This window comes from Alishewanella aestuarii B11, assembly GCF_000280055.1.
Taxonomy (GTDB): Bacteria; Pseudomonadota; Gammaproteobacteria; order Enterobacterales; family Alteromonadaceae; genus Alishewanella; species Alishewanella aestuarii.
In genome coordinates this window covers 239,323-263,895 of the sequence record NZ_ALAB01000005.1, presented here as the reverse complement: position 1 = coordinate 263,895, position 24,573 = coordinate 239,323, and the positions used below count along the sequence as shown (strand labels likewise).

Sequence of the window (24,573 nt, the reverse complement as noted above, 5' to 3'; positions counted from 1 at the left end):
TGTTGATTTGTTGCTCACAGAAACGGAGTTCATCTTGTTGCGCACTTTGCTGATCTGCCTGCTGCTCTTTATTGGCGCTGTGTCCAGTGGCTATGCCGCCCCACTACATAGCCAGGGCATCCCGCTGCTCCAGAACTTCAAGCCCAAAGATTACGCAGCGGGAACCCAGAATTGGGCATTACTGCAGGATAGCTCTGGCTTAATTTATGTTGCCAATAACGTCGGCATCCTCGAATACGATGGCGTAAACTGGCGCACCATTCAAACCGCGAATAAATCGGTTGCCCGCTCCCTGGCCATGGCACCAGATGAACGGATCTATGTTGGCGCCAAAGGGGAAGTCGGTTATCTGACGGCACCGCAGAGCGGTGGCCGGCATTATGTCTCGCTGACAGCTGAGCTACCCGAGAGCTACCGCGATTTTCAGGACGTGCGGCAAACCTTTGTTACCCCGGATGGGGTCTTTTTTATCAGTCGCCAATATGTGCTGCAATGGCAGCAGCAACAGTTTCGTATCTGGACTACCGACAGCGCCTTTCTGAAAGCCTTTTGGGTTCAACAACGTTTGCTGATCCGCGATCAGCAGCAGGGGTTACTGCAATGGCAGGATCAGGGGTTTGTGCCACTGCCAAACGGTGACTTTTTCCGCGACAAGGCCGTGTTCTTTCTCGAAGCCTTTGACGAACAAACACTATTAATTGGTACCCGCGACCACGGTTTCTTTCTCTGGCGAGACGGTCAGATCAGTCCATGGGCAACCGCCGTTGACCAACAACTGCAACAGGCTGAAATTTACAGTGGCTTAACTCTGCAAAATGGCCATTTTGCTATCGGTACCGTGCACGGCGGCCTGTTTATTCTGGATCGTCAGGGAAGGCTGGTAGATCGGATCACCAAGGCCTCCGGCTTACATGATCAAAATGTGCGGGCCATGGCGCAGGATCATCAGGCCGGGCTTTGGCTGGCACTGGATCATGGTTTAGCGCGCATTGCCTTGGGTTCAGCTCTATCGGTTTTTAACAGTGCCAGAGGCTTAGAGGGTAATGTCTTTGCAATTCACCGTCACCAACAACATCTTTATGCCGCTACCAGCCTGGGCCTGTTCCGGCTGGAGCAAGCCGATAATCTGGACGCCTACTTCAGACGGGTTGAACCGATCCGGCAACAAAGCTGGGATTTTTTGAGTTTTGAGCAGCAATTGCTGGCCGCCACCAATAGTGGTGTCTACCGGCTGCAACCAACTGGCCCGGAGCTGATCCGACGCTCAGAACTGGCATCAAAAGTGCTGGTTCGTTCACAGCTGGTGCCAGAACGGGTGTATATTGGCTTGCAAGATGGCTTAGCCACTATGCGTCTGGAGGACGGCGAATGGCGGGATGAAGGTAAGGTACCCGGCGTGCACGGTAACTTAAATTCTATCGTCGAAATGCCGGATGGCCAACTCTGGCTTGGCACCCTGGCACACGGCCTTTATCGTTTGCAGTTACCAGCCGAGTGGCAGGGAGGCAGTTCAGTGCCATTATCACTGAGCCATTATGATAAAAGCCATGGTCTGCCCAGTCTGAATCGGAATAGTGTGCATCTGTTACATGATCAGTTGTATTTTGCCACCGTCAGGGGCTTATTTCGGTTCCACGCTAATGAGAGCCAATTTCGTTTAGATCCAACCTTTGGCGCTTTATTCAGTGGCGAACAGCCATGGATCCGCGATCCCCTGATGGATGCCGCCGGACGGCTTTGGATGTTAATCTGGGATAATACCGCCGGCACCCGCCATGCCGGTGTTGCCCTGCCCAAAGCAGATGGCAGCTATCAATGGACAACCAGCAGCTTACAGCCGCTGGCGGATATTCCGCTGGATACCATCCTGCTTGATCAACAATTAGTGTGGTTTGGTGGCGCCGAAGGTATTTTCCGCTTTGTCGCCGATCAGTTTCAGGCCCCGCAACCAAAGCCCCCGTTACTGCGGCAGCTGACCAGCAGTGATGGCCAGCGACTCTATGATGGTGGACCGGTTCCCGCCGGACTCAGCTTGCAACCAGAGCAAAATAACCTGCGTTTTAGTTACAGCAGCCCGAACTTTGATCACCTGCAGGCAGAGCAGTTGCAAGTCAGGCTGTTCGGGCATGACGACAGCTGGTCGGCCTGGAGCTTAGAGCCCTATCGCGACTACACCAATCTGCCACCCGGCGAGTATCGCTTTGAGATCCGGGCTCGCAATGCTGCCGGCCAGATCAGTAGTGCCGATGCCCTGCATTTCCGTATTCTCGCGCCCTGGTATCAAAGTCGCTGGCTATATGCTGCACTCGCGCTGCTGTTTGTGCTGTCAATGATGCTGTTAATGAAGTGGCGCACTCATAGCCTGCTGCGTGAGCAGCAGCGTCTGGCAGCCCTAGTTTCCCAGCGTACCGAACATTTACAGCAAACCTTATCGGAGTTGGAGGCAGCACGACGGCGGGCAGAGGCAGCTACCCAGGCCAAAAGTCAGTTTCTGGCCAATATCAGCCATGAATTACGCACGCCGCTTAATGCCGTACTGGGTTTTGCTGAACTGGCACAGCAGAGCAAAGCCATTAGCGATAAGCAACTGTATCTGGGGCGGATCCGTAATGCCGGAAAAATACTGTCCAGCATTATTAATGACCTACTGGATTTCTCTAAAGCCGAAGCCGGAAAAATTCAGTTGGAGCAACTGCCGTTTAAATTACAGGACTGTATTGAGCAGGTCGTGACCTTGTTTAGTGCGCAGTTAGCCGACAAAAAACTGCCACTGCAACTGAATCTGGCGCCGGATCTGCCAGCACAGCTGGTTGGTGATCCACTGCGTTTGAGTCAGGTGTTGATTAATCTGCTGAGCAATGCGGTTAAATTTACTGAACGTGGCGCTATCCGGTTGACAATCAGCCCGCTGACCACCTCTGACGAGCGGCTATGTCTGCTGTTCAGCCTGGCCGATACTGGTATCGGCATTAGTGAGACACAACAACAGCAGCTGTTCCAGGCTTTTAATCAGGGGGATCAGAGTATTAGCCGTCAGTATGGGGGCACTGGTCTTGGACTGGCAATCAGTAAGCGTTTAGTTGAGCTGATGCACGGCCAGATCCAATTGCAAAGCCAACCCGGTGTCGGCACGACGGTGAGCTTTACGGCTTACTTTAGCAAGGCAAAACTGCCTGCGGCCAATCCTCACAGTAGCGAAGCCCCTGCGGAGCCATCGCTGATTAGCGCTGAACCCTATGACGGCAACCCACTGCTGGTCGTCGATGACAACTATTACAATCAGCAATTACTGAAACTGATGCTGGATAAACTGGGGTATCCCTGCCTGGTTGCCAGCAGCGGCGAAGAGGCGCTGCTGCTGCTAGCGCAACAGCAGGTATCTTTAGTGCTGCTGGATATTGAGATGCCGGCGATGAATGGCTATCAAACCTTGCAGGCGATCCGTCAGTTGCCAGGGCGGCAGCAGCTGCCGGTGATCGCTGTCACCGGCCATACAGCAGTGCAACTGGGAGAACGGCAAGGTCAGCTGCAGTTTGATGATATGCTGACCAAGCCTTTCAGTCTTGCCAGTCTGCAGCAACAGCTGGCCAAGTTTCTGCGCTAGCGCAGATTCGGCGCCAGCCAGCTTTCGGCCTGTTGCTCGCTCCAGCCTTTGCGCTCTGCGTAGTCCGCTAACTGATCACGGTCGATTTTACTGACGGCAAAATATTTGCTGTCGGGATGGGCAAAGTACCAGCCACTGACCGCGGCACCCGGCCACATGGCATAGCTTTCGGTGAGCTGCATCTGAATTTGCGCCGGCACGTCCAATAACTGAAATAAGGTGCCTTTCTCAGTATGTTCCGGACAGGCCGGATAGCCGGGCGCGGGTCGGATCCCCTGATACAGCTCGCGGATCAGTTGTTCATTGTCCAGCTGTTCATTGGCGGCATAGCCCCAATATTCGCGCCGTACTTTTAAATGCAGATACTCCGCCAGCGCTTCGGCCAGACGATCGGCCAGCGCCTTGACCATAATACTATTGTAATCATCATGTGCTGCCGCGTACTGCGCAGCCAGCTCATCAGCACCAAAGCCGGTAGTCACCGCAAAGGCACCCACATAGTCCGCAATGCCGGAGCCAACAGGAGCAATAAAATCTGCCAGACTGCAATTCGGTGCATTATTCCGTAGCGCCAGTTGCTGTCGCAGATTATACAGGCGGCAGCGCTCAATCGTGCGGCTGTCATCCTGGTAGATGATAATATCATCGCCATCACTATTGGCCGGGAAAAACCCAAAGGCTGCTTTACCACTAATCAGGTTATCTTTGATCATCTGATCCAGTAGCGCATTGGCATCCTGATACACCTTCCGCGCTTCCAGCCCAACTTCAGCGTGCTGCAAAATCGCCGGAAACTTGCCGGACAGCTGCCAGGTCAGGAAAAACGGTGTCCAGTCGATGTAGTCGCGCAGTACCTGTAAATCAACCTGCTGCCAGTAATGCACACCAGGCTGTTTCGGCGCTGGCGCTACTTTCGTTAAATCCAGCGGGAATTTATTCTGCCGTGCCTCGGCCAGACTCAGCATCCGCTCACCGGGCCGGCTGCGCTGATGCTGCTCCACCGCAATACGGTATTCTTCTGCCACCCGTGCCAGATAGGCCGGTTTTTGTTCGGCACTGATCAGCGCCTGCACCACGGACACGCTACGTGACGCATTGGGCACATAGACCACGCCATGCGCATAATGCGGCGCGATCTTGACTGCGGTGTGCGCCTTAGATGTGGTCGCGCCGCCGATTAACAACGGAATGGTAAAACCGAGCCGGGTCATTTCTTTGGCAACATGCACCATTTCATCCAGCGACGGCGTAATGAGGCCAGATAAACCAATCACATCAACCTGTTGCTCTTTGGCTACGCGCAGGATCTCTGCGCGGGACACCATCACACCCAGATCGATAACCTCAAAGTTATTACACTGCAGCACCACCCCGACGATATTTTTGCCGATATCGTGCACATCGCCTTTTACCGTTGCCAGCAGGATTTTACCCTGCGCCCGGCCACCGGCTTTCTCTTGCTCAATGTAGGGTTGCAGGTAAGCAACAGCTTTTTTCATCACCCGTGCTGACTTGACCACCTGCGGCAGAAACATCTTGCCTTCACCAAACAGATCGCCGACCACGTTCATGCCATCCATCAGCGGGCCTTCAATTACATGCAGTGGTCGCTCTGCCTGCTGCCGGGCATCTTCAGTGTCCTGCTCGATAAAATCGGTAATGCCTTTTACCAGCGCATGCTCCAGCCGCTTATTTACCGGCAGGCTGCGCCAGGCATCATCCACTTTCTCGGCGACACTGCCATCGCCTTTAAATTGCGCGGCAATCTCTAACAAGCGTTCGGTGGCATCCGGACGGCGATTTAGAATCACATCCTCTACCCGCTCCCTGAGCAAGGGCTGGATATCGTCATACACCGCCAGCTGACCCGCATTAACGATGCCCATATCCATACCGGCCGCAATAGCATGATATAGAAATACTGAGTGGATGGCTTCGCGCACCGGATCGTTACCACGAAACGAAAACGACACATTGGAGACGCCGCCGGAGATCTTGGCATAAGGGCAAAGGCGCTTGATTTCTCGGGTCGCCTCAATAAAGTCCACCGCGTAGTTGTTGTGCTCTTCAATACCGGTAGCCACCGCGAAAATATTGGGGTCAAAAATGATATCTTCAGGCGGAAAGCCAATTTGCTCAGTCAGGATCTGATAAGCGCGCTGACAGATTTCAACTTTTCGGGCCTTGGTATCAGCTTGCCCCACCTCGTCAAACGCCATCACCACCACGGCCGCACCATAGCGGCGCAACAACTTTGCCTGCTGCAAAAAGCTCGCTTCGCCTTCTTTCAGCGAAATCGAGTTCACTACCGCCTTACCCTGAATACACTTTAGCGCTGCTTCAATCACCTCCCACTTCGAGGAGTCGACCATAATCGGCACCCTGGCGATATCCGGCTCTGCTGCCAGCAGCGTTAAATAGCGCACCATGGCGGCCTTGCTGTCCAGCATCCCCTCATCCATATTGATGTCGATGATCTGGGCGCCGTTTTCAACCTGTTGCCGCGCCACATCCAGCGCCGCCTCATAATCGCCTTTTAAAATCAGCTTTTTAAATTTCGCCGAGCCGGTAACGTTGGTCCGCTCGCCGATATTGATAAATCGTGCCTGCTGTTGCATCACCACTCCACCGCAAAGGCTTCTAGGCCGGCCAAATGAAAACTATGATCGGCCGCTTTTGGTTGCCGCGGCGGCGCATCTTTTACCGCTTCGGCAATGGCTTTAATATGCTCTGGCGTGGTACCACAGCAGCCACCGACGATATTTAAAAAGCCCTGTTTGGCCCAATCAGCAATTTCTGCTGCCATCGCCTCAGCGCCCAAATCATATTCGCCAAACTCATTCGGCAAACCGGCATTCGGGTGCACCGAAACATAAGCTTCGGAAATGGTGGCCAGGGTTTCGACATAAGGACGCAGCAAATCCGGCCCCAGCGCACAGTTCAGGCCAAAGGTCACCGGCTTGACATGCGCCAGCGAATAATAAAACGCTTCGGTCGTTTGGCCGGACAGTGTGCGGCCTGAGGCATCGGTGATGGTGCCGGAGATCATCACCGGTAACTCCAACTGCAGCTCTTCAAACACCTCCAACACGGCAAAGGCTGCCGCCTTGGCATTCAGCGTATCGAAAATGGTTTCCAGCATAATAATATCGGCGCCACCTGCAATCAGCGCCCGGGTCGATTCCTTGTAAGCAAGCACTAACTCATCAAAGCTGACATTGCGAAATCCGGGATCGTTAACGTCTGGTGAAATCGAGGCAGTACGGTTAGTAGGTCCTAACACACCGGCGACAAAACGAGGTTTGTCAGGTTGCAGGGCTGTGACTTCGTCACAAACCCGCCGCGCCAGTGCCGCCGCCTCACGATTGATGCGCTCTGACAGGTGCGCCATCTGATAATCATGCATCGCAATGGTGGTGGCGTTAAAGGTATTGGTTTCAATAATGTCCGCCCCGGCCAGCAAGTATTGCCGGTGAATATCGGCAATGAGTTCCGGCTGAGTAAGGACTAACAAATCGTTGTTACCTTTGAGATCGCACGGCCAATCCGCAAACTCAGCGCCGCGATAACCGGCTTCATCCAGACGGTGTTGTTGGATCATGGTGCCCATAGCGCCATCCAGCACCAAAATACGTGAGGCCAGCAGCTGGCGTAGTTGCTGTGGCGTTAAACGAAGCTCTGTCATTAACTGTTGCCTATCTGATTCAGGTCAAAGGGCGTAGCCTGGTAAACGTAATAGTTTAACCAGTTACTGAATAATAAAAAGGCGTGCGCCTGCCATAATTTTAACGGCCCCTGGGCCGGATCATTATTCCGGTAGTAGTTCTCCGGTAAACGCGGCGCTAAACCGGCCGCCAGGTCACGTTGATACTCATCATCCAGCGTGGTCAGATCATACTCCGGGTGCCCGGTAACAAAGATCCGGCTGCCACTGCTGTTTTGCAACAAGTAGGCCCCGGTGACATCGGCTTCAGCCAGGATATGCAAATCATCATGCTGTTGGTATTTTTGTTTTGGCACCTGCGCATAACGTGAATGTGGTACCAAAAATTGCTGGTCAAAGCCGCGTAGCAACGGGCTAAACGGCTGTACTACGTCCTGCCAGTAAACTCCGGATAATTTTTCGCCGCGAATTTCCCGCTGTAAGCCGTAGTAATGATACAGCGCCGCATGGGCGGCCCAACATAAAAACAGCGTCGAGGTAACGTGGGTATCCGCCCAGCGCAGGATCTCACCAAACTGCTGCCAGTAGGTGACATCTTCGTAATCGACCAGCCCCAGCGGCGCCCCGGTAATAATCAGACCATCATATTTCTGCCCCTGCACATCAGAAAAGTAACGATAGAAGCAGTTTAAATGGCTCTCCGGTGTATGTTTACTGACATGATCATCGATGCGGATCAGCTCAATATCCAGCTGCAGCGGGCTATTCGCTAATAAACGTAGTAACTGAATTTCAGTCACAATTTTATTGGGCATTAAATTCAGAATCGCGATCCGTAATGGCCGGATATCCTGGGCTGCCGCCCGGCTCTCGGTCATTACAAAGACATTCTCTGCTGATAAGGCTTCTACTGCAGGTAACTGGTCAATCACTTTAATAGGCATAGCTGGCTCCGCCTGTGGCTAGCACCATACTGAACCTGAGTCTGGTTAGTCAGCTGGCACCTCTGATAACTTCTATACGTTTAGACGTCTAAATAAGGCGTATTATGCCGTACTATGCCAGAAAAGCAACAGCCGTCTGTCGACGGCTGTAAAGTGGTGGCTAAGGTCTGAGTTAATCCCGCTAAAAACAAAACTCCGGTGCATTTCGCTACCGGAGTCCTGAAAACTGAGACGCTGTGGTAAAGACTTATAGCTCTTCCGGCTCTGGCATCTCCATCACATCGTCAGTAGCGACGGCTTCGCCCGGCTTTAATAACAGCCGCGCCCGCAGCTCTTTTTCAATTTCATCTGCCACCGCAGGGTTATCCTGCAAGAACTTCATGGCATTGGCTTTACCCTGACCAATCTTATTGCCCTGATAAGCGTACCAGGCGCCAGACTTATCAACTAAGCCTTGCTGTACGCCCAGGTCAATCAGCTCACCCAGTTTGTTGATACCGGCGCCATACTGAATAATAAATTCAGCTTGTTTGAATGGCGGAGCTACTTTGTTTTTTACTACCTTAACCCGGGTTTCGTTACCGGTAATTTCATCGCCTTCTTTTACCGAGCCAATACGACGGATATCTAAACGTACTGAGGCATAGAATTTCAGCGCATTACCGCCGGTGGTGGTTTCCGGGTTACCAAACATTACACCGATCTTCATCCGGATCTGGTTGATAAAGATACACAGGGTATTGGAGCGTTTGATATTGGCAGTCAGTTTACGCAGTGCCTGTGACATTAAGCGGGCCTGTAAACCCATATGGCTGTCACCCATGTCACCTTCAATTTCTGCTTTCGGCGTTAAGGCGGCGACCGAGTCCACGATCACCACGTCTACGGCGGCAGAACGCACCAGCATGTCGCAGATTTCCAGTGCCTGCTCACCGGTATCTGGCTGAGAAACTAACAGCTTATCGACATCCACGCCTAATTTCTTCGCATACACCGGATCCAACGCATGTTCGGCATCGATAAAAGCACAGGTTTTACCGCTACGCTGTGCTTCGGCAATCACCTGCAGCGTTAAGGTGGTTTTACCGGAGGACTCAGGACCATAAATTTCCACAATCCGGCCATAAGGTAAACCGCCAATGCCCAGTGCAATATCCAGCCCCAGTGAGCCGGTGGATACCGCTTCAATATCCAGGGCAGTGCTGTCGCCCAGCCGCATAATAGAACCTTTACCGAACTGGCGTTCAATCTGGCTTAGTGCCGCACTTAATGCCTTTTGTTTGTTGTCGTCCATTGGTCGCTCCGGAGAAATTAGGTTAAGCCTTTAACAACTGTATGAGCATACAGTAGTCTAGTTTGTTGGGGCTGTCAATAACAAGATGCATTGTCTGAGCGCATGTTCAATCGCCTGCTGGCGGATCTGCTGCCGGTCGCCAGCAAAATGCAATTGCTGAGTGCTGACAGTCCCGTCGATACTAAAACCGAAACAGACGGTACCGACCGGCTTCTTTGCCGTGCCACCGGTAGGGCCGGCAATGCCGGAGATGGCAAGCGCAATGCTGGCGCCCGCCGCCTGGGCTGCGCCACTGGCCATCTCGGCTACCGTTTGCTCACTGACAGCGCCATATTGTAATAGCGTTGCGCTGCGCACCCCTAACAATTGCTGCTTGGCTTTATTGCTGTAGGTAACAAAGCTGCGGTCAACATAGGCTGAGCTGCCGGCTACTGCGGTCAGCCAGTAGGCAACCCCACCACCGGTGCAGGATTCTGCAGTGGTGATACTGGCTTTTTTCCGTAATAATAGCTGCCCTAGTTCAGTGGCAAGCGCTAAGCTTGTTGTTTCCGCTGTCATATTTGATCCAACAGGAAGTGTTAGCACCATTATGCCGTCAGACCAGAAACCGGAGCAAGCGTTAAGCAATCATACCCCGATGATGCAGCAATATCTGGCACTGAAAAGCCAGCATCCGCAGATCTTATTGTTTTACCGGATGGGTGATTTTTACGAACTTTTTTATGAAGATGCGAAAAAGGCTGCCGCCCTGTTAGATATTTCGCTGACCAAACGCGGTCAAAGCGCCGGTGAACCAATCCCGATGGCCGGTGTGCCCTATCATGCCGTTGAAGGTTATCTGGCGCGTCTGGTGCAATTGGGTGAGTCGGTCGCCATTTGCGAACAGATCGGCGATCCGGCGACCAGCAAGGGGCCGGTAGAGCGCAAGGTGGTGCGGATTGTTACCCCGGGCACCGTGACCGACGAGGCGTTGCTGAATGAGCGGCAGGATAATTTACTCTGTGCCATCAGTGAGAGTCGCAGCCACTTTGGTCTGGCGCAACTGGATCTGACCAGCGGCCGTTTTTTGCTGAATCAGGTCAGTCATGCCGATGATTTGGCCGCCTTGCTGCAACGGCTGAATCCGGCCGAATTGCTCTATCCGGAAAACTTTAGTCTACCGCACCTGACCGAACGCAAAGGCGCCCGCCGCCGTCCGGTATGGGAGTTTGAACTGGCCAGTGCCGAGCGCTTACTGTGCCAGCAATTTGGCACCCGCGATTTACAGAGCTTTGGCGTGTTGGAAGCGCCGGTTGCGCTGATGGCCGCCGGCTGTTTGATGCAATATGTCAAAGATACCCAGCGCGCTCAGTTACCGCATTTACGCAGTATCGCACTGGAGCGGCCGGATGATTTTATCGTGCTGGATGCCGCCACCCGCCGCAATCTGGAATTAACCCATACCTTAAGTGGGCAAACTGAGCATACGCTGGCGGCTGTACTGGATAAAACCCAGACTGCCATGGGCTCCCGCTTACTAAAGCGCTGGATCCATGCGCCGCTGCGTAACCACACTCAGCTTAATCAGCGGCTGGATGCGGTACAGGAACTGACAGAGGATTTTCAGGCGCTGCAGCCCTCACTAAAGCAAATCGGCGATATCGAGCGGATCCTGGCCCGGCTGGCCCTGCGCAGCGCCCGGCCCCGCGATTTTGCCCGGCTGCGCCAGGCGCTAACCGAGCTGCCAGAGCTACAGCAGCAGTTACTGCATGCCAACAGTCAGTTGCTACAGCAGCATCAGCAGGCCACCCTGCCGGTGCCGGAGCTGGCTGAATTATTACAACGCGCTATCGTCGAGTCACCACCAGTGCTGATCCGTGATGGCGGCGTCATTGCTCCGGGCTATCATGCCGAACTGGATGAATGGCGGGCGCTGGCTGAAGGTGCCACCGACTACTTACAGCAACTGGAGCTGCGCGAGCGTGAGCGTACCGGTATTAGTTCGTTAAAAGTCGGCTTTAACAAGATCCATGGTTTTTATATCGAAACCGGTCGCAGTGCTGATACCAGGGTGCCGCCGGAATATGTGCGCCGGCAAACGCTGAAAAATAATGAACGCTATATTATTCCGGAGCTAAAAGAATACGAAGATAAGGTACTGGGTAGCCAGAGTAAGGCGCTGACGCTGGAAAAACAGCTTTATGACGCGCTGTTTGACGCCGTGAGCCCCTATCTGGCGCAGCTGCAACAGCTGGCTCAAGCCTTATCTGAGCTGGATGTGCTCTGCAGCTTTGCCGAGTGTGCGGTGCTGTATCAGTATTGCCGGCCGCTGTTAACTGAGCAGATCGGTATTCAACTGACCCAGGCACGGCATCCGGTGGTGGAGCGGGTGCTAAAGGCGCCCTTTATTGCCAATCCGTTGCAATTAGACGCCTCACGGCGGATGCTGATGATCACCGGCCCCAATATGGGCGGTAAATCAACCTATATGCGGCAAACCGCCCTGATTGCTCTAATGGCCGCCATCGGCAGCTTTGTGCCGGCAAAGCAGGCAGTAATTGGCCCTATTGATCGGATTTTCACCCGGATTGGTGCCTCTGATGATCTGGCGTCCGGCCGCTCGACCTTTATGGTGGAGATGACGGAAACCGCGACCATTCTGCATCATGCTACGGCACAAAGTCTGGTATTGATGGATGAAATTGGCCGTGGCACCAGTACCTATGATGGCCTGAGTCTGGCCTGGGCCTGTGCCGACTATCTGGCCAATCAACTGCAGGCGTTAACCCTGTTTGCTACCCATTATTTTGAACTGACCAGTCTGGCGCAGCAATTACCTGCCGTCGCTAATGTCCATCTGGATGCGGTTGAGCACGGTGATGGCATTGTATTTATGCATCATGTGCAGGAAGGCGCCGCCAGCAAGAGTTTTGGCCTGCAGGTCGCCCAGCTGGCCGGGGTGCCAAGACCGGTGATTCAACTGGCACGACAGAAACTGCGGCAGTTAGAACAAAACGGGCCAGCGACGACGCCTGAACCTGTGACCCAACTGGAATTACTGGCGCCGGAGCATCCGCTGCTGGCTCAGCTACGTCAGCTAAATCCGGATGAACTGAGTGCCCGCCAGGCGTTGGATTATCTGTATCAACTGAAACAACAGCTGGACATTTGATGGGCAGCAGAATGCGTCTTAATGATTGGAGCCTGTCGGCCGTGGTGGCCGGTTTTGTTGCGGTGCTGGTTGGCTTTGCCAGTTCAGTGGCGATTGTGTTTCAGGCAGCAGCAGCGGCCGGTGCCGACAACGCCGTAATGGCGTCCTGGCTGTTGGCATTGGGTATAGGGATGGCGCTGACCTGTATTGGTCTGTCCTGGTATTACAAGGCCCCGGTGATTACCGCCTGGTCAACGCCAGGCGCCGCGCTGCTGGCCACCAGCCTGCAAGGTCTGACGCTGGCGGAAGCGACCGGGGTCTTTATCTTTACTGCATTACTTGGGCTACTCATTGGCTTAAGCGGCATGTTTGAACGCCTGACCCGGCTGATCCCACTGCCACTGGCCAGCGCCATGCTGGCCGGCATACTGCTGCAATTTGGCTTTGCCATCTTTAGCAGTCTGCAACAGCAACTGTTGTTGGTCGGCGCCATGTGTTTAACCTACCTGCTTGCCAAAGCCCTGCTGCCACGGTACGCCATCCTGGCAGTATTAGGCTGTGGTTTACTGCTGGTTTGGCTCGGCGGTGAGCTCGACCTCTCCGCCGTCAAGCTGACACTGGCAACACCGGTATGGGTTACGCCGGCGTTTTCGCTATCGGCGTTGCTGGGGATGGGTTTACCGCTGCTGCTGGTAACCATGGCGTCACAAAATATTCCCGGTGTCGCAGTGTTACGTGCCAGTGGTTATCAGACACCGGTATCGCCACTGATTAGCAGCACGGCGCTAAGCACGCTGCTGCTGGCGCCGCTGGGCGCGTTTTCGATTAACCTGGCGGCCATAACTGCAGCGATCTGTAGTGGTAATGAAGCGCATCCAGACAGCAGCAAACGCTATATTGCCGGCATCGCTGCCGGGCTATTTTATCTGCTGTTTGGCCTGGCCGGCGCCACTGTGGTCGCGCTGTTTGCAGCCTTCCCTACTGAGATGGTAGCCGCGCTGGCCGGGCTGGCGCTGCTGGGTACCATAGCCGCTAACCTGCAAAGCTGTACTGCCGATGCTGAGTATCGGGAAGCCGCCGTAATTACCCTGCTGGTCACCGCATCTGGCGCCAGTTTGTTTGGCATTGCCTCGGCGTTCTGGGGCTTAGTGGCCGGGGCCGTCACGGTCTTAATCCAACGCCTGACACGGCGAACTGACGGCGGCTAAGGCTTGCTGTCAGAGCGGATTCCGCGCTAAGCTCCTGCCTCTCTGATCTTATCAATAACAACAAAAAGGATGCAGCATGCGCTTAGCGAAACTGGCCTCTCTGGTCTCCGCCCTCTTGCTCAGTGGTACTCTCAGTGGTACTGCCCTGGCACAAAGCAAAGTCGTGACCGAAGCGGAAGCCCGGGCTTTACATCAGCAAATTCTGACTATTGATACCCATGTCGATATCGGCCGTGGCTATGCGACGCACCTGCTCGATCCGGGTGGCTTTACCAAAGCCCAGGTCGATCTGCCCAAGATGCGTGCCGGCGGCCTGGATGCGGTGTTTCTGATCGTTTATGTGGGTCAGGGAGCCCTGACCCCGGAGGCTTATCAGCAAGCTGCCGCCACTGCCGAGAATAGCTATCAGGCCATAATGCGGATGATCCGTGCCTATCCACAGCAGGTTGGGCTGGCGAAAACGGCAGCCGAAGTTGAAGCACTGCATGCAGCAGGCAAACGCATTGTGCTGCTGGGGATGGAAAACGCCTATCCGCTCGGCGACAGTGTCAAAGAAGTCGCGAAATGGGCTGAGCGTGGCATTCGTTATGTTAGCTTTACCCATATCGGTCATAACCAATTTTCCGGCAGCTCTAACCCACGCGCAGATCTGAATGATGCAGCTGAAGATCCGGGCTTATCCGTCTTGGGCCGGCAATTAGTCGCCGAACTGAACCGCCACGGCATTCTGATTGATGTGTCGCATATGGGTAAAAAGTCGATGCTCGAAGCCATTAAGTTGTCAAAGGCACCGGTTATCGCCTCGCATTCCGGCGCCATGACGGTGCATGCCAATCTGCGTAATCTGGATGACGAACAACTTGATGCGATTAAAGCCAATGGCGGTGTCGCGCAGATGGTTGCCTTTCGCAGCTATGTAGCCGAGCTCGATCCGGGGCTCAATGCTGAAATTGGCAAGCTGCGCGTGAAATACCTGCCAAACGGTTGGGCTAATGCCAACGAACAGGACCGCAATAGCTACGATACCGAACTGGCTCGCCTGCGTAAGCAGTTCCCGGATGTCACTGTCGCGCAATTTGTCGATCATATTGACTATAGTGTGCAACGCCTCGGCATCGAGCATGTCGGCATTGCCTCGGATTTTGATGGCGGTGGCGGTGTACAGGGCTGGGAAGATGCCAGCGAAACGCTGAATGTGACCTGGGAGCTGATGCGCCGTGGCTATACCAAAGCACAAATCGAAGCGCTCTGGGGTGGTAATGTGTTGCGGATCTTACGTCAGGCCGAGCAGGTTGCCGCAAAACGTCAATAGTAGCGCGGTCCTGCGGGATGTGTTAATAAACGGAAACGCTCCTACCAGGGGCGTTTTGTTATTCGTGGAATAAGCGCTTATTCCTGAAACAGCGTCTCGATATTTAACCCCTGGTGGGTGACGATTTCCCGCAACCGACGCAGCGCCTCAACCTGAATTTGCCGCACCCGCTCCCGGGTCAGGCCGATTTCATGCCCCACATCTTCCAAAGTCGAGGGTTCATAGCCCAGCAAGCCAAAGCGTCGTGCCAGTACTTCGCGCTGTTTTGGGTTTAACTCCTGCAACCAGATCACCAGATGCTGGCGGATATCCTGATCCTGTAATTCCAGCTCGGGTCCGAGTTCCTTTTCATCGGCTAGTACATCCAATAACTGCTTTTCAGAGGCACCAGCCACCGGCGAATCGACCGAAGTGATTTTTTCATTTAACTTCAGCATCTTCCGCACTTCTTCTACCGGCTTATCCAGCGCAGCAGCGATTTCTTCCGGCGTCGGTTCGTGATCCAGCTTTTGTGATAATTCGCGGGCCGCGCGCAGATAAATATTGAGCTCTTTAACCACATGTATAGGTAAGCGGATGGTACGCGTTTGGTTCATTATCGCGCGTTCGATGGTCTGGCGGATCCACCAGGTGGCGTAAGTCGAAAACCGAAAACCGCGCTCGGGGTCGAATTTTTCTACCGCGCGGATTAAGCCAAGGTTGCCCTCTTCAATCAGATCCAACAAGGCTAAACCACGGTTAATATAGCGACGGGCAATTTTCACCACCAGCCGCAGGTTACTCTCAATCATCCGCTTTCTGGCGGCCTGATCGCCCTTTAAGGCCAAGCGGGCAAAGTAGACTTCTTCTTCGGCACTTAACAGTGGCGAGAAGCCGATTTCACCGAGGTAAATTTGCGTGGCATCCAGCGTTTTCTGGCTGTCATCCCGCACGAAGATTTCATCACTTACCGTCTCATCGGCCGAGAGCTCCAGCAATTCCGGGTCCAGATCCTCATCAACCAGCAGCGCATCGTCTGCTAACTCGTCTTCTTTGAAGTCTGTCAGATCATTGTCTTTTGTCGTCATATCCATTCTCCCCGTACCTAAGGCGCTCTAACCGAGCATGGGCGCATCCCAGCCTGCTGTTACCATTATTATTATTTTAATTTTTTGTGTATTATTTAGGCAAATAACGTAACGGGTCAACTGATTTTCCACGAAAACGAATTTCAAAATGCAAACGGGTAGATGCTGCGTCGGTTTCTCCCATCTCCGCAATTTGTTGACCCGCTTTCACTTCCTGCCGCTCCTTCACCAGGATCCGCTTGTTGTGCGCATAGGCGCTCAGGTAATCGTCGTTATGTTTGATGATAATTAAGTTACCATAGCCACGTAACGCATTACCGGCGTATACCACTTGCCCATCCGCGGCAGCATTGATCCGGCTGCCATCACGACCACCGATTTGGATCCCTTTAATCCCACTCTCAGCGGTCGAGAAGCGCGCTAAAATTGGCCCGCGGATCGGCCACTGCCAGCTAACCCGACCAACCGCCGGCGGCGGCGTGCGAAGAGGCGTACTTGCTTGACCATAACCCGTTTGCTGATTAGCTGCAACTGATTTAGCACTGGTCGTAGTGGCTGGGCGGCTGGCTGGGGTATTTGTTCCGCTAGCGGCAACAGCTTGGCCGCCAGTACCTTGTAAACGGAGTATTTGCCCGGGATAAATGGTGTAAGGTGCAGCTATACCATTGCGGCTGGCCAGGGTCCGGTAATCCTGGCCGGCGCGAAAGGCGATGGAAAATAACGTATCACCACGCTGCACCACATACTGGTTACCGCTAAGCTGGGTACGTTGCTGTTGTGCCGCCGATTGCTGACGGATCTCCAGCGTAGTCACAGGCGCCGGTGCGGACTTGCCGGCGCAGCCGGTGAGTAAAATGCAGAGTAAAAGCAGCAACACCCGGCAAATAGCACTATCTGCCAGATGAGAGGGCATTACGATTCCCAGGCTGCTGACAACGATAAGTTACTCCTTGCTGCGCTCAACAGCGTTGCCCGTGCTGACCGTTTTAGCACCCGTCAGCAATTTTTCCAGGTTAAGCAGTAACAGCATAACGAGAATAGCTACCAGAAAACAAGCCGTTGCCAATAGCAAGTCATGCTGGCCGAAGGTCGCGGCATAACCGCCAGGCGTATACATGCTAGTCGCACTTTGCCAGGGCCACAACCGGTACATGGCCCCGACTACCACACCGGTTAACAGTGCCAGGGTGGCGTCATGATAATGTTTCAGTAACCAGTTTAAAAAGCGGGAGAAGCCAAGTAAGCCACTGATACAACCCAGCAAAAACAGCAACAGTACTGCCAGTTGCAACTCCCGCACCGCCAGTAGCACCGGGGCATACATGCCGGAAATCAGCAGAATAAAGCTACCCGAAATACCCGGCAGGATCATGGCACAAATGGCGACCGCGCCAGCGACAAAAAACATCCAGGTTGCCGGAGTAAAACTCACGGGTGCCAACATCCCAACCAGCAGTGCCAGCACAATGCCAACGCCAAATAACAGTGCGCGTAACGCAGACCAGCGCACTGCCCGCAGCAGTAAGGGCAAAGCGGCAAGAATCAAGCCATTAAAAAAGGCCCATAAGGGGACAGGACGGTGCTCGAGCAACCAGCTAATCACGGTCGCTAATGAAAAAATACTGACCAGCACCCCACCGAATAAGCAAAGTAAAAAAGTGCCATCTATGTGTCGCCAGCATGCCCGCCACTGACCACGCAGTAACAATTGTAATGCTGTCAGGTTTACCGAACTGATCGCCCCCAGTAAACGTTCATAGATACCGAGGATAAATGCCAGAGTGCCGCCGGAAACGCCGGGCACCACATCCGCAGCCCCCATCGCCATCCCTTTAATAATCCATTGTAAATACTGCATGTTAGCCCTAACCTCGTTTTATGCTAATTCGCCTGGTACTAAAGGTACAAAGCGCACTGTTTCAATATCCTGGCTTTGAAACTCATCACCATGCCGCTGGTAGACTCGCAACACTTGCTGCTCACTACCGACCGGAATCACCAAACGGCCGCCGTCGGTCAACTGTTGTAGCAAAGCCTGCGGTACTTCCACCGGTGCCGCGGTAACGATAATACTGTCAAACGGCCCCTTGCTTGGCCAACCTTGCCAGCCATCGCCATGTTTCATCGACACATTATGCAAATCAAGTTGTTGTAAACGCCGCTTAGCCTGAAACTGCAGCGCTTTAATACGCTCTACCGAGCAGACATGAGTGAATAATCTGGCCAGAATGGCAGTTTGATAACCAGAGCCGGTACCAATTTCCAGCACCTTGCCAGAACTGCCGCCTTGCAACAACAACTCCGTCATCCGGGCAACAATATAAGGCTGCGAAATCGTTTGCCCCTGGCCGATAGGCAAAGCGGTATTCTCATAGGCTTTATGCGCCAGCACCGGCTCAACGAATAAATGCCGCGGCGTTTGCGCCAGAGCAGCCAGTACACTGGCATCGCTGATGCCTTCCAGTTGCAGCTTTTGCGCCAGTACCTGAGCGCTACGCATCGTTACCACCGCCATCTTACAGTCTGATCCCATTAAGCCAATTGGCCAGAGTTTCCATACTCTTATACGCCGACATATCAACATGCAGCGGCGTAATCGAGGCATAACCATTGGCAATGGCATAAAAATCCGTACCCTCACCGGCATCCAGCTCCGGGCCCAGGGACCCGTACCAGTAAATCTTCCGTCCCCAGGGATCAGTAGTGCTGGTCATGGTTTCAGCTTTATGACGTCGTCCCAGCCGGGTCACCTGAATACCTTTCAGTTCACTTAACGGAATAGCCGGCACATTAATATTTAAGATCTGATCTGCAGGTAGTGGATGCGACTTTAGTTTTTGAATCACCTGCACAGTAACATGAGCGGCGGTAGCGAAATGCTGTTCATCGCGTCCGGCCAGTGACACCGCAATCGCTGGTAAGCCCAGGTGCCGCCCTTCGGTCGCTGCAGCCACCGTACCGGAGTAGAGCACGTCATCGCCGAGATTAGCACCATGGTTAATACCCGCCACCACTAAATCCGGCGTAAAATCCAGCAGCTGACTGATAGCCAGATGCACGCAATCCGTTGGCGTGCCATTGACGGCGATAAAACCGTTTTCCAACAGCTGGGTTCGCAGTGGATTAAGTAAGGTCAGGGAGTTGGAAGCGCCGCTACAATTGCGATCCGGACCAACAGTTGTGACCTCTGCGATTTGCATTAATGCCTGTTGCAGCACCTGGATCCCTTTGGCATAAACGCCGTCATCGTTACTTAGTAAAATTCGCATTTAAGACTCCATTTGTGCGATATCGCGTGCCGCATCCCGGTACTCCACCAACTCTCTGAGTACACTGGTAGCAAAGCAACCGGCGGGCAGCGCAAATTGCAGCACCACTGCATCCTGTTCCACGCTAGCCTGCAACTGCTCGGGGATAACTCGCATACTGCGCCGGCCAGCCTGAACCCTGAGCAGTTCCAGCGCCTGCTGCCAGGCCTGCCAGGGCGCTAACAGCTGTTGCTCTAATAGTGCGGCCTCTGCCGTCACCATGGCTTTACCCAGGCCGACTAAAGGCGCGGTCAGATGAATATCCTGTGCGCTCAGCCGCTGCTCCAGCTCTGGCGTAACCTGATCCACCACAAAGATTGAACCCGAACCCGCCAGCTGGACCACATCACCCGGTAGTAAGCGGGCAAAGTGACCGCGCCGGATCCGCCCGGCAATCACCTGGTTAAACAAAAAAGACCGGCTGGCTGACAAGGCCAGACCTCGCAGTTGCCGATCCGGAATACTCTCGCCGCCAAATAAACGCTCGGCTAAGGCCAGGTTACCGCCGTTAATACCAAAGCGCTGCTCACCATAATAGTTCGGCACGCCCTCTGCCAGTAGTGGCAATCGTGCCAGCAGGCCAGCGCTATCGCTCACCTGCCGTAATCTAAGGCTAAAATGGTTCCGCTTTAACGCACCTAGCCGCAATTTCCGGTAGTGGCGCACGACCTGCAGGATCCGCGAGCCTTCCAGCTGCCAGTTTTGCCAGGCCAACTCTTGTTTGATCGGCCACTTAAAACAGAACCACTGCGTGGTCACCGCATGGCGATCTTTTAAACCGGCATAGCTGATATCCCGCACCCGCAAACCGGTTAGCCGTGCCAGCTCACGGGCAATAAACTGGGTATTCTGGCCGGTTTTCTCAATTTGCAGCAACAGATGCTCGCCGCTGCCACTGGGCTCGAAATTCAGCTCTTCTACCACCTGAAAGTCAGCCGGCTCAGTGCGGATCACCGCCTGCACTGCTGGTTTGGCATACAGATAAGGCTGCTCGTTGCTGGTATGCATTATTGACGACACAACAACACCACCGCTTCCGCCGCGATCCCCTCTTTGCGGCCAACAAAGCCTAACTTTTCGGTAGTCGTCGCCTTTACATTGACCTGACTGATATCACACTGCAGATCGGCGGCAATACAAGCACGCATGCTGTGCACATGCGGTGCCAGCTTGGGTGCCTGCGCCATCACGGTCAGATCGAGATTGCCGATCTGATAGCCCCGTTGTTGCACCTCGGCAAACACTCGCCGCAACAAGATCCGGCTATCGATGCCTTTGAAAGCCGCGTCAGTATCAGGAAAATGATGACCAATATCGCCAAGCGCCAGTGCCCCCAGCAGCGCATCGGACAAGGCATGTAACACAACATCGCCGTCTGAGTGCGCAATCAGGCCTTGCGGATAGTCAATTTGTACGCCCCCGAGGGTGACCGGGCCTTCCCCACCAAAAGCATGTACATCAAAGCCGTGACCAATGCGGATTGTCATTATCGAGGTTGCTCCAGATAAAAGGCCGCCAGTTGCAGATCTGCCGGCCGGGTAATTTTCAGATTATCACTATGGCCTTCCACCAGTAATACCGGTTGCTGTGCCCACTCCATCGCCGAGGCTTCATCGGTCACCGCTACCCCGGCTGCCAGCGCGCCAGCAATAGCTTGTCTCAGCGCGGCGGTTGGGAAAAATTGCGGTGTCAGGGCATGCCAGAGATCGGTCCGATCTACCGTGCAGTTAACTTGCTGCCGGCCACGCTTCATGGTATCACGCACCGGGGTCGCCAGAATGCCGCCATGTCCGGCTGCCAGACAACGCTCAATTAACAGTTGAATATCACTGACTCTGACCAAAGGCCTGGCAGCGTCATGCACCAGCACCCAGGGGTAACGTGCAGCATCAATCTGTTGCAGCGCATTGAACACCGAATGCACCCGCTCACTGCCGCCATTGACCCGCACGATGCGCGGATCAGTTAAACCGGTGGCGGCAAAATAGGGGTCTTGCTCACTCAGTGCCAGATAACAGGCAGTTACTGCCTCCAGCGCCAGCAAAGGCCTGACACTATGTTCTAACACCGTTTTGCCATGCAGACGCAGATATTGTTTCGGTTTGTCGGCCTGCATGCGCTGCCCGACGCCAGCGGCCGGGATCACTGCGGCAATCGCCGGAAAAGCCTGTACTGCCATTAAGGATCCTGTGGGATTATCCGGAAGAAGACTTCGTCAGCAGCGATCAGTCCCAATTCGTTGCGGGCCCGCTCTTCAATCGCCTCCAGCCCCTGCCGCAAGTCGTTTACATCTGCCAGCAACATCCGGTTGCGTTTGATCAGCTCCTGGTTACTGGCTTGTTGGGTAGCGATTTCCTCTTGCTGGCGTAAATAGTCAGTAATACTCAGCTGGCCGAACCAGAGCCGGTATTGTAAGGCGGCAAGCACCAGCAATAAAAAACCTATTAAAATTCGCATGCGTTTGTTCTTCGCTTAATCCTTCACTATTATGCCGACTGCCGGCTTGCGTGCAAAGCGATATCTCAGTTGCTCTGTGCCGTGTGTGGCCGGGCAAAGTTGCGCCAGTTTAAACGGCTGGCAAGTAACAGCTCACGCAAACTGAGCAGTCGTGGTTCCGTTTTCCGCCGGTTTAACCACTGATGGCCACAGCAGGCTGCCGCCATCATCGTTTTGTCAGGCTTCAGTAAAAAGCGGTCACTGTTGCTCACTTCCAGTGGCATGCCACTAAAACTGAACCAGCCGTGTTGATTACAATGCAAGCGCTGCTGCTGCACATCTACCTCATCGACACTGTCCAGCATAATATGTTCCAGCGTTTTCTCTTCAACATAGACTGGCACTATTAAACCTGGCTTGGCCGCTTTCTGATAAAAACGGGCAATCGGCTCCGCCTGTTGTTTATTAGCCGGACATTGACTCAGCTGACGGCCATACCAGGACGCATTCTGACTATCCAGCTGCAGTTCATGCTGGTAGCGTACTATGGCACTGGCCGCGCGACGAATGTAAAAAGGCAGGCTGGCTAACCTTTTCGGTAAGCTGGGCAGTTCTGCGGCCGGAATTTGTGACAGGCGAAGTAATTCACGCTCATATAAAGCGTTACAAAGTTCAGTGTAAGTCTGGTTATCCGGACTTACCTGCCAAAAATGCGGCTGGGCATCGGGTGTCATGGTCATAGCTGCGATGTTAGCCAATCGCTCAATTTTTGTAAAAGCCTAAATCGGTAAAATATCGCCGCTAAGTACGGGTTTTTGCTGAGCGCCTTGCATTAACCGAAACGGCTGCTGACCATTATCCAATAGCGCGCTGGTCAGCTGCGCTTGTCCGGGCAGATAAAATGGCCGGCTAAGGTGCCAATAGCAGCGCCTTGTTGCGGACGCCCGCAGGCCGCAACAAGGCCCGGCGATAACTTTGCCATAATGAAAGATTCTCAGACACGATACTGGACGACTCCGACAGAAAAGGCTAGTTTAACGGCCTGAACCCTTTTTGCCAAAAGCTGCATGAATCGACGTCAATTTCTTACCGCGGCTGCCTGGACCCCGATCGTGGTGGTACTTGGCGCCAAACTTACCGCGACCATCCGGCCCTATCCGTTACAGCAGCTACTGACACAATTACGGGCGCTGAAGCCTGACGCCTTGCAAAGTTCGGGCAATTGGACTGTCAGCGAGATTTTGCAACACTGCGCGCAAAGTATCCGCTATTCGCTCAGCGGTTACCCGCAAGCCTATTCCGCGTTATTCCAAAATACTGCCGGCAAACTGGCACTGAATTTATTTGCTGCGTCCGGCAGTATGCATCACCCACTGGATCAACCCATCCCCGGCGCGCCGGCGTTAATCCCGGAACTACCGAATGATGTGGCACTGCGTGAGCTGACTTTTGAGCTGCAACAATTTATCAACTGGCAAGGCCCGCTAGCACCGCATTTTGCCTATGGTAGCCTGACTAAGGCACAGTATTACAGTGTGCATTATCTGCACTTACAGAGCCATCTGGCGGAAATCAGCTAGGCTTGCACCCGGATCTGGGGGTTGCTAAACTTTGTGCTGGCTGGGGACGACCCCAGTGCATTCTTTCATTCGGGGACGGCCCCATAACAAGAGGTTACTGTTATGGCATGGCTTATCTTATTTCTCGCCGGCTTATTGGAAATCGTCTGGGCTATTGGCCTGAAATATACGGCTGGTTTTACCAAACCCTGGCCCAGTGTTATAACGCTTGCCGCGATGATTGCCAGTTTTGTGCTACTGGGACAAGCACTGCGCACCTTGCCACTCGGCATAGCTTACTCAGTCTGGGTCGGTATTGGGGTCGTGGGTACGGTAATTTTTGGCGCCTGGTTGTATGGCGAAAGCTTAAGTGTGTTAAAAGTTGCGAGTATTCTGCTGATTTTACTGGGAATTGTCGGCCTCAAGTTGACGAGTTAAATCACCGACTGTTGTCGCGTAGCTCAAATTCAGCTTCAGCAGTCCCCTTAGCTAAAGGATCACATTTGATCAGCGCCCGAAAACCATACATATTATTCTCAGCCGGATCCGGATGTCCGGCTTTGTTTAGCATTAAACTGACACTATGCTGTCGATAACGGCGCTGCGGATTATCCGGGCTATACTGCTGCAGCAAGGTCTCAATTTGTTGTTCGGCCTGGCGTAAGCATTCCTCTGGTGAACCACCGCCTTTATAGCGTCGTTGTATAATAAGCCAGTTTAATTCACCCTGGGCGTTAAACTGCGCGTGTAGCAATTCCTGCAACTCTGCACCTACCGCTGTTGCCATACATTGCTGTTTATCACATTGCACACCAGCGCGCAGAATTTCTGTACTCCCTTCCGCATTGTAGCGCTGTTGCAATATACTTCGGACCAGTTCCTGCGCCATCCCCAATTGCACCCCTTCGACTGTAATCAGCGTTAAATCAACTTCGGCAATCAACGGCTGTCGCGAGTGACCGATATTGGGTAGCATCAGCAGCAGACTAAACGTAAAACTAAGCACGAGTTTCATAGTGCGACCTTAGATGACCCGTAGAAGTTAAA

At 53.7% G+C, this 24,573-nt stretch carries 22 protein-coding genes; 6 read left to right on the top strand and 16 right to left on the bottom strand.

Annotation, left to right across the window (positions count from 1 at the left end; all coding sequences use genetic code 11):
- The first annotated feature begins 34 nt into the window (after positions 1-34).
- Complete coding sequence (locus AEST_RS04145; RefSeq protein WP_008607289.1) at positions 35-3,604, top strand: hybrid sensor histidine kinase/response regulator; 3,570 nt, start codon at positions 35-37, stop codon at positions 3,602-3,604.
- Here the strand turns inward: AEST_RS04145 and metH are convergent.
- The 5 genes from metH to AEST_RS04120 all read right to left on the bottom strand — a co-directional run bounded on the left by metH (position 3,601) and on the right by AEST_RS04120 (position 10,064).
- A complete protein-coding gene (metH, locus tag AEST_RS04140) occupies positions 3,601-6,222 on the bottom strand; it encodes a methionine synthase (RefSeq protein ID WP_008607288.1) in 2,622 nt (873 codons plus the stop codon). The two genes, AEST_RS04145 and metH, sit on opposite strands and share 4 nt — an antisense overlap.
- A complete protein-coding gene (locus AEST_RS17130; RefSeq protein ID WP_008607287.1) occupies positions 6,222-7,289 on the bottom strand; it encodes a homocysteine S-methyltransferase family protein in 1,068 nt (355 codons plus the stop codon). The genes metH and AEST_RS17130 overlap by 1 nt, the downstream gene beginning before the upstream one ends.
- Complete coding sequence (locus AEST_RS04130) at positions 7,289-8,212, bottom strand: homoserine O-succinyltransferase (protein WP_008607286.1); 924 nt, start codon at positions 8,210-8,212, stop codon at positions 7,289-7,291. Before AEST_RS04130 ends, AEST_RS17130 begins: the two co-directional genes overlap by 1 nt.
- Positions 8,213-8,459: 247 nt before the next feature.
- The gene (gene recA, locus AEST_RS04125) at positions 8,460-9,506 is read right to left on the bottom strand and encodes a recombinase RecA (RefSeq protein WP_008607285.1); all 1,047 of its coding nucleotides are present in this window, start codon (positions 9,504-9,506) and stop codon (positions 8,460-8,462) included.
- A 57-nt stretch (positions 9,507-9,563) separates the two neighbouring features.
- Positions 9,564-10,064, bottom strand: coding sequence for a CinA family protein (locus AEST_RS04120; protein WP_008607284.1), 501 nt, complete (start codon positions 10,062-10,064; stop codon positions 9,564-9,566).
- Between the two features lie 31 nt (positions 10,065-10,095).
- On the opposite strand from AEST_RS04120, the gene mutS reads away from it, so the two are divergent.
- The 3 genes from mutS (at position 10,096) to AEST_RS04105 (ending at position 15,156) form a co-directional block, all read left to right on the top strand.
- Positions 10,096-12,657: a DNA mismatch repair protein MutS gene (gene mutS / locus AEST_RS04115; RefSeq protein ID WP_008607283.1), complete on the top strand. Its 2,562-nt coding sequence runs from the start codon at positions 10,096-10,098 to the stop codon at positions 12,655-12,657.
- A gap of 11 nt (positions 12,658-12,668) precedes the next feature.
- A complete protein-coding gene (locus tag AEST_RS04110) occupies positions 12,669-13,844 on the top strand; it encodes a benzoate/H(+) symporter BenE family transporter (RefSeq protein WP_176714581.1) in 1,176 nt (391 codons plus the stop codon).
- Positions 13,845-13,920: 76 nt separating this feature from the next.
- On the top strand, positions 13,921-15,156 hold the full coding sequence (locus AEST_RS04105) for a dipeptidase (protein ID WP_008607275.1): 1,236 nt from the start codon (positions 13,921-13,923) through the stop codon (positions 15,154-15,156).
- A gap of 77 nt (positions 15,157-15,233) precedes the next feature.
- On the opposite strand, the gene rpoS is transcribed toward AEST_RS04105, so the two are convergent.
- The 10 genes from rpoS to AEST_RS04055 all read right to left on the bottom strand — a co-directional run bounded on the left by rpoS (position 15,234) and on the right by AEST_RS04055 (position 22,707).
- On the bottom strand, positions 15,234-16,223 hold the full coding sequence (gene rpoS, locus AEST_RS04100) for an RNA polymerase sigma factor RpoS (RefSeq protein ID WP_039925064.1): 990 nt from the start codon (positions 16,221-16,223) through the stop codon (positions 15,234-15,236).
- Between the two features lie 91 nt (positions 16,224-16,314).
- Positions 16,315-17,136, bottom strand: a complete 822-nt coding sequence (locus tag AEST_RS04095; protein ID WP_008607273.1) for a peptidoglycan DD-metalloendopeptidase family protein — start codon at positions 17,134-17,136, stop codon at positions 16,315-16,317.
- A 30-nt stretch (positions 17,137-17,166) separates the two neighbouring features.
- Positions 17,167-18,081, bottom strand: a complete 915-nt coding sequence (locus AEST_RS04090; RefSeq protein WP_008607272.1) for a DUF368 domain-containing protein — start codon at positions 18,079-18,081, stop codon at positions 17,167-17,169.
- 18 nt (positions 18,082-18,099) lie between these two features.
- Positions 18,100-18,738: a protein-L-isoaspartate(D-aspartate) O-methyltransferase gene (locus AEST_RS04085; protein WP_008607271.1), complete on the bottom strand. Its 639-nt coding sequence runs from the start codon at positions 18,736-18,738 to the stop codon at positions 18,100-18,102.
- A 1-nt stretch (position 18,739) separates the two neighbouring features.
- Positions 18,740-19,492 (bottom strand): 5'/3'-nucleotidase SurE, encoded by a 753-nt coding sequence (surE, locus tag AEST_RS04080; protein WP_008607270.1) that lies wholly within the window; start codon positions 19,490-19,492, stop codon positions 18,740-18,742.
- Complete coding sequence (truD, locus tag AEST_RS04075; RefSeq protein WP_238534556.1) at positions 19,493-20,551, bottom strand: tRNA pseudouridine(13) synthase TruD; 1,059 nt, start codon at positions 20,549-20,551, stop codon at positions 19,493-19,495. It lies immediately after the preceding gene.
- On the bottom strand, positions 20,539-21,018 hold the full coding sequence (gene ispF / locus AEST_RS04070; RefSeq protein ID WP_008607268.1) for a 2-C-methyl-D-erythritol 2,4-cyclodiphosphate synthase: 480 nt from the start codon (positions 21,016-21,018) through the stop codon (positions 20,539-20,541). The genes truD and ispF overlap by 13 nt, the downstream gene beginning before the upstream one ends.
- Positions 21,018-21,710, bottom strand: a complete 693-nt coding sequence (gene ispD / locus AEST_RS04065; protein ID WP_008607267.1) for a 2-C-methyl-D-erythritol 4-phosphate cytidylyltransferase — start codon at positions 21,708-21,710, stop codon at positions 21,018-21,020. Before ispD ends, ispF begins: the two co-directional genes overlap by 1 nt.
- Entirely contained in the window at positions 21,710-21,988 is a 279-nt protein-coding gene (ftsB, locus tag AEST_RS04060; protein WP_008607266.1) for a cell division protein FtsB, read from the bottom strand. Before ftsB ends, ispD begins: the two co-directional genes overlap by 1 nt.
- A 65-nt stretch (positions 21,989-22,053) precedes the next feature.
- On the bottom strand, positions 22,054-22,707 hold the full coding sequence (locus AEST_RS04055) for a hypothetical protein (protein WP_008607265.1): 654 nt from the start codon (positions 22,705-22,707) through the stop codon (positions 22,054-22,056).
- 327 nt (positions 22,708-23,034) lie between these two features.
- On the opposite strand from AEST_RS04055, the gene AEST_RS04050 reads away from it, so the two are divergent.
- Both AEST_RS04050 and AEST_RS04045 read left to right on the top strand, forming a co-directional pair.
- Positions 23,035-23,547: a DUF1569 domain-containing protein gene (locus AEST_RS04050; protein ID WP_008951308.1), complete on the top strand. Its 513-nt coding sequence runs from the start codon at positions 23,035-23,037 to the stop codon at positions 23,545-23,547.
- A gap of 102 nt (positions 23,548-23,649) precedes the next feature.
- Positions 23,650-23,964: a DMT family transporter gene (locus tag AEST_RS04045; RefSeq protein WP_008607263.1), complete on the top strand. Its 315-nt coding sequence runs from the start codon at positions 23,650-23,652 to the stop codon at positions 23,962-23,964.
- Between the two features lies 1 nt (position 23,965).
- Here the strand turns inward: AEST_RS04045 and AEST_RS04040 are convergent, their stop codons facing one another.
- Positions 23,966-24,541 (bottom strand): hypothetical protein, encoded by a 576-nt coding sequence (locus AEST_RS04040; protein WP_008607262.1) that lies wholly within the window; start codon positions 24,539-24,541, stop codon positions 23,966-23,968.
- Between the last annotated feature and the right edge of the window lie 32 nt (positions 24,542-24,573).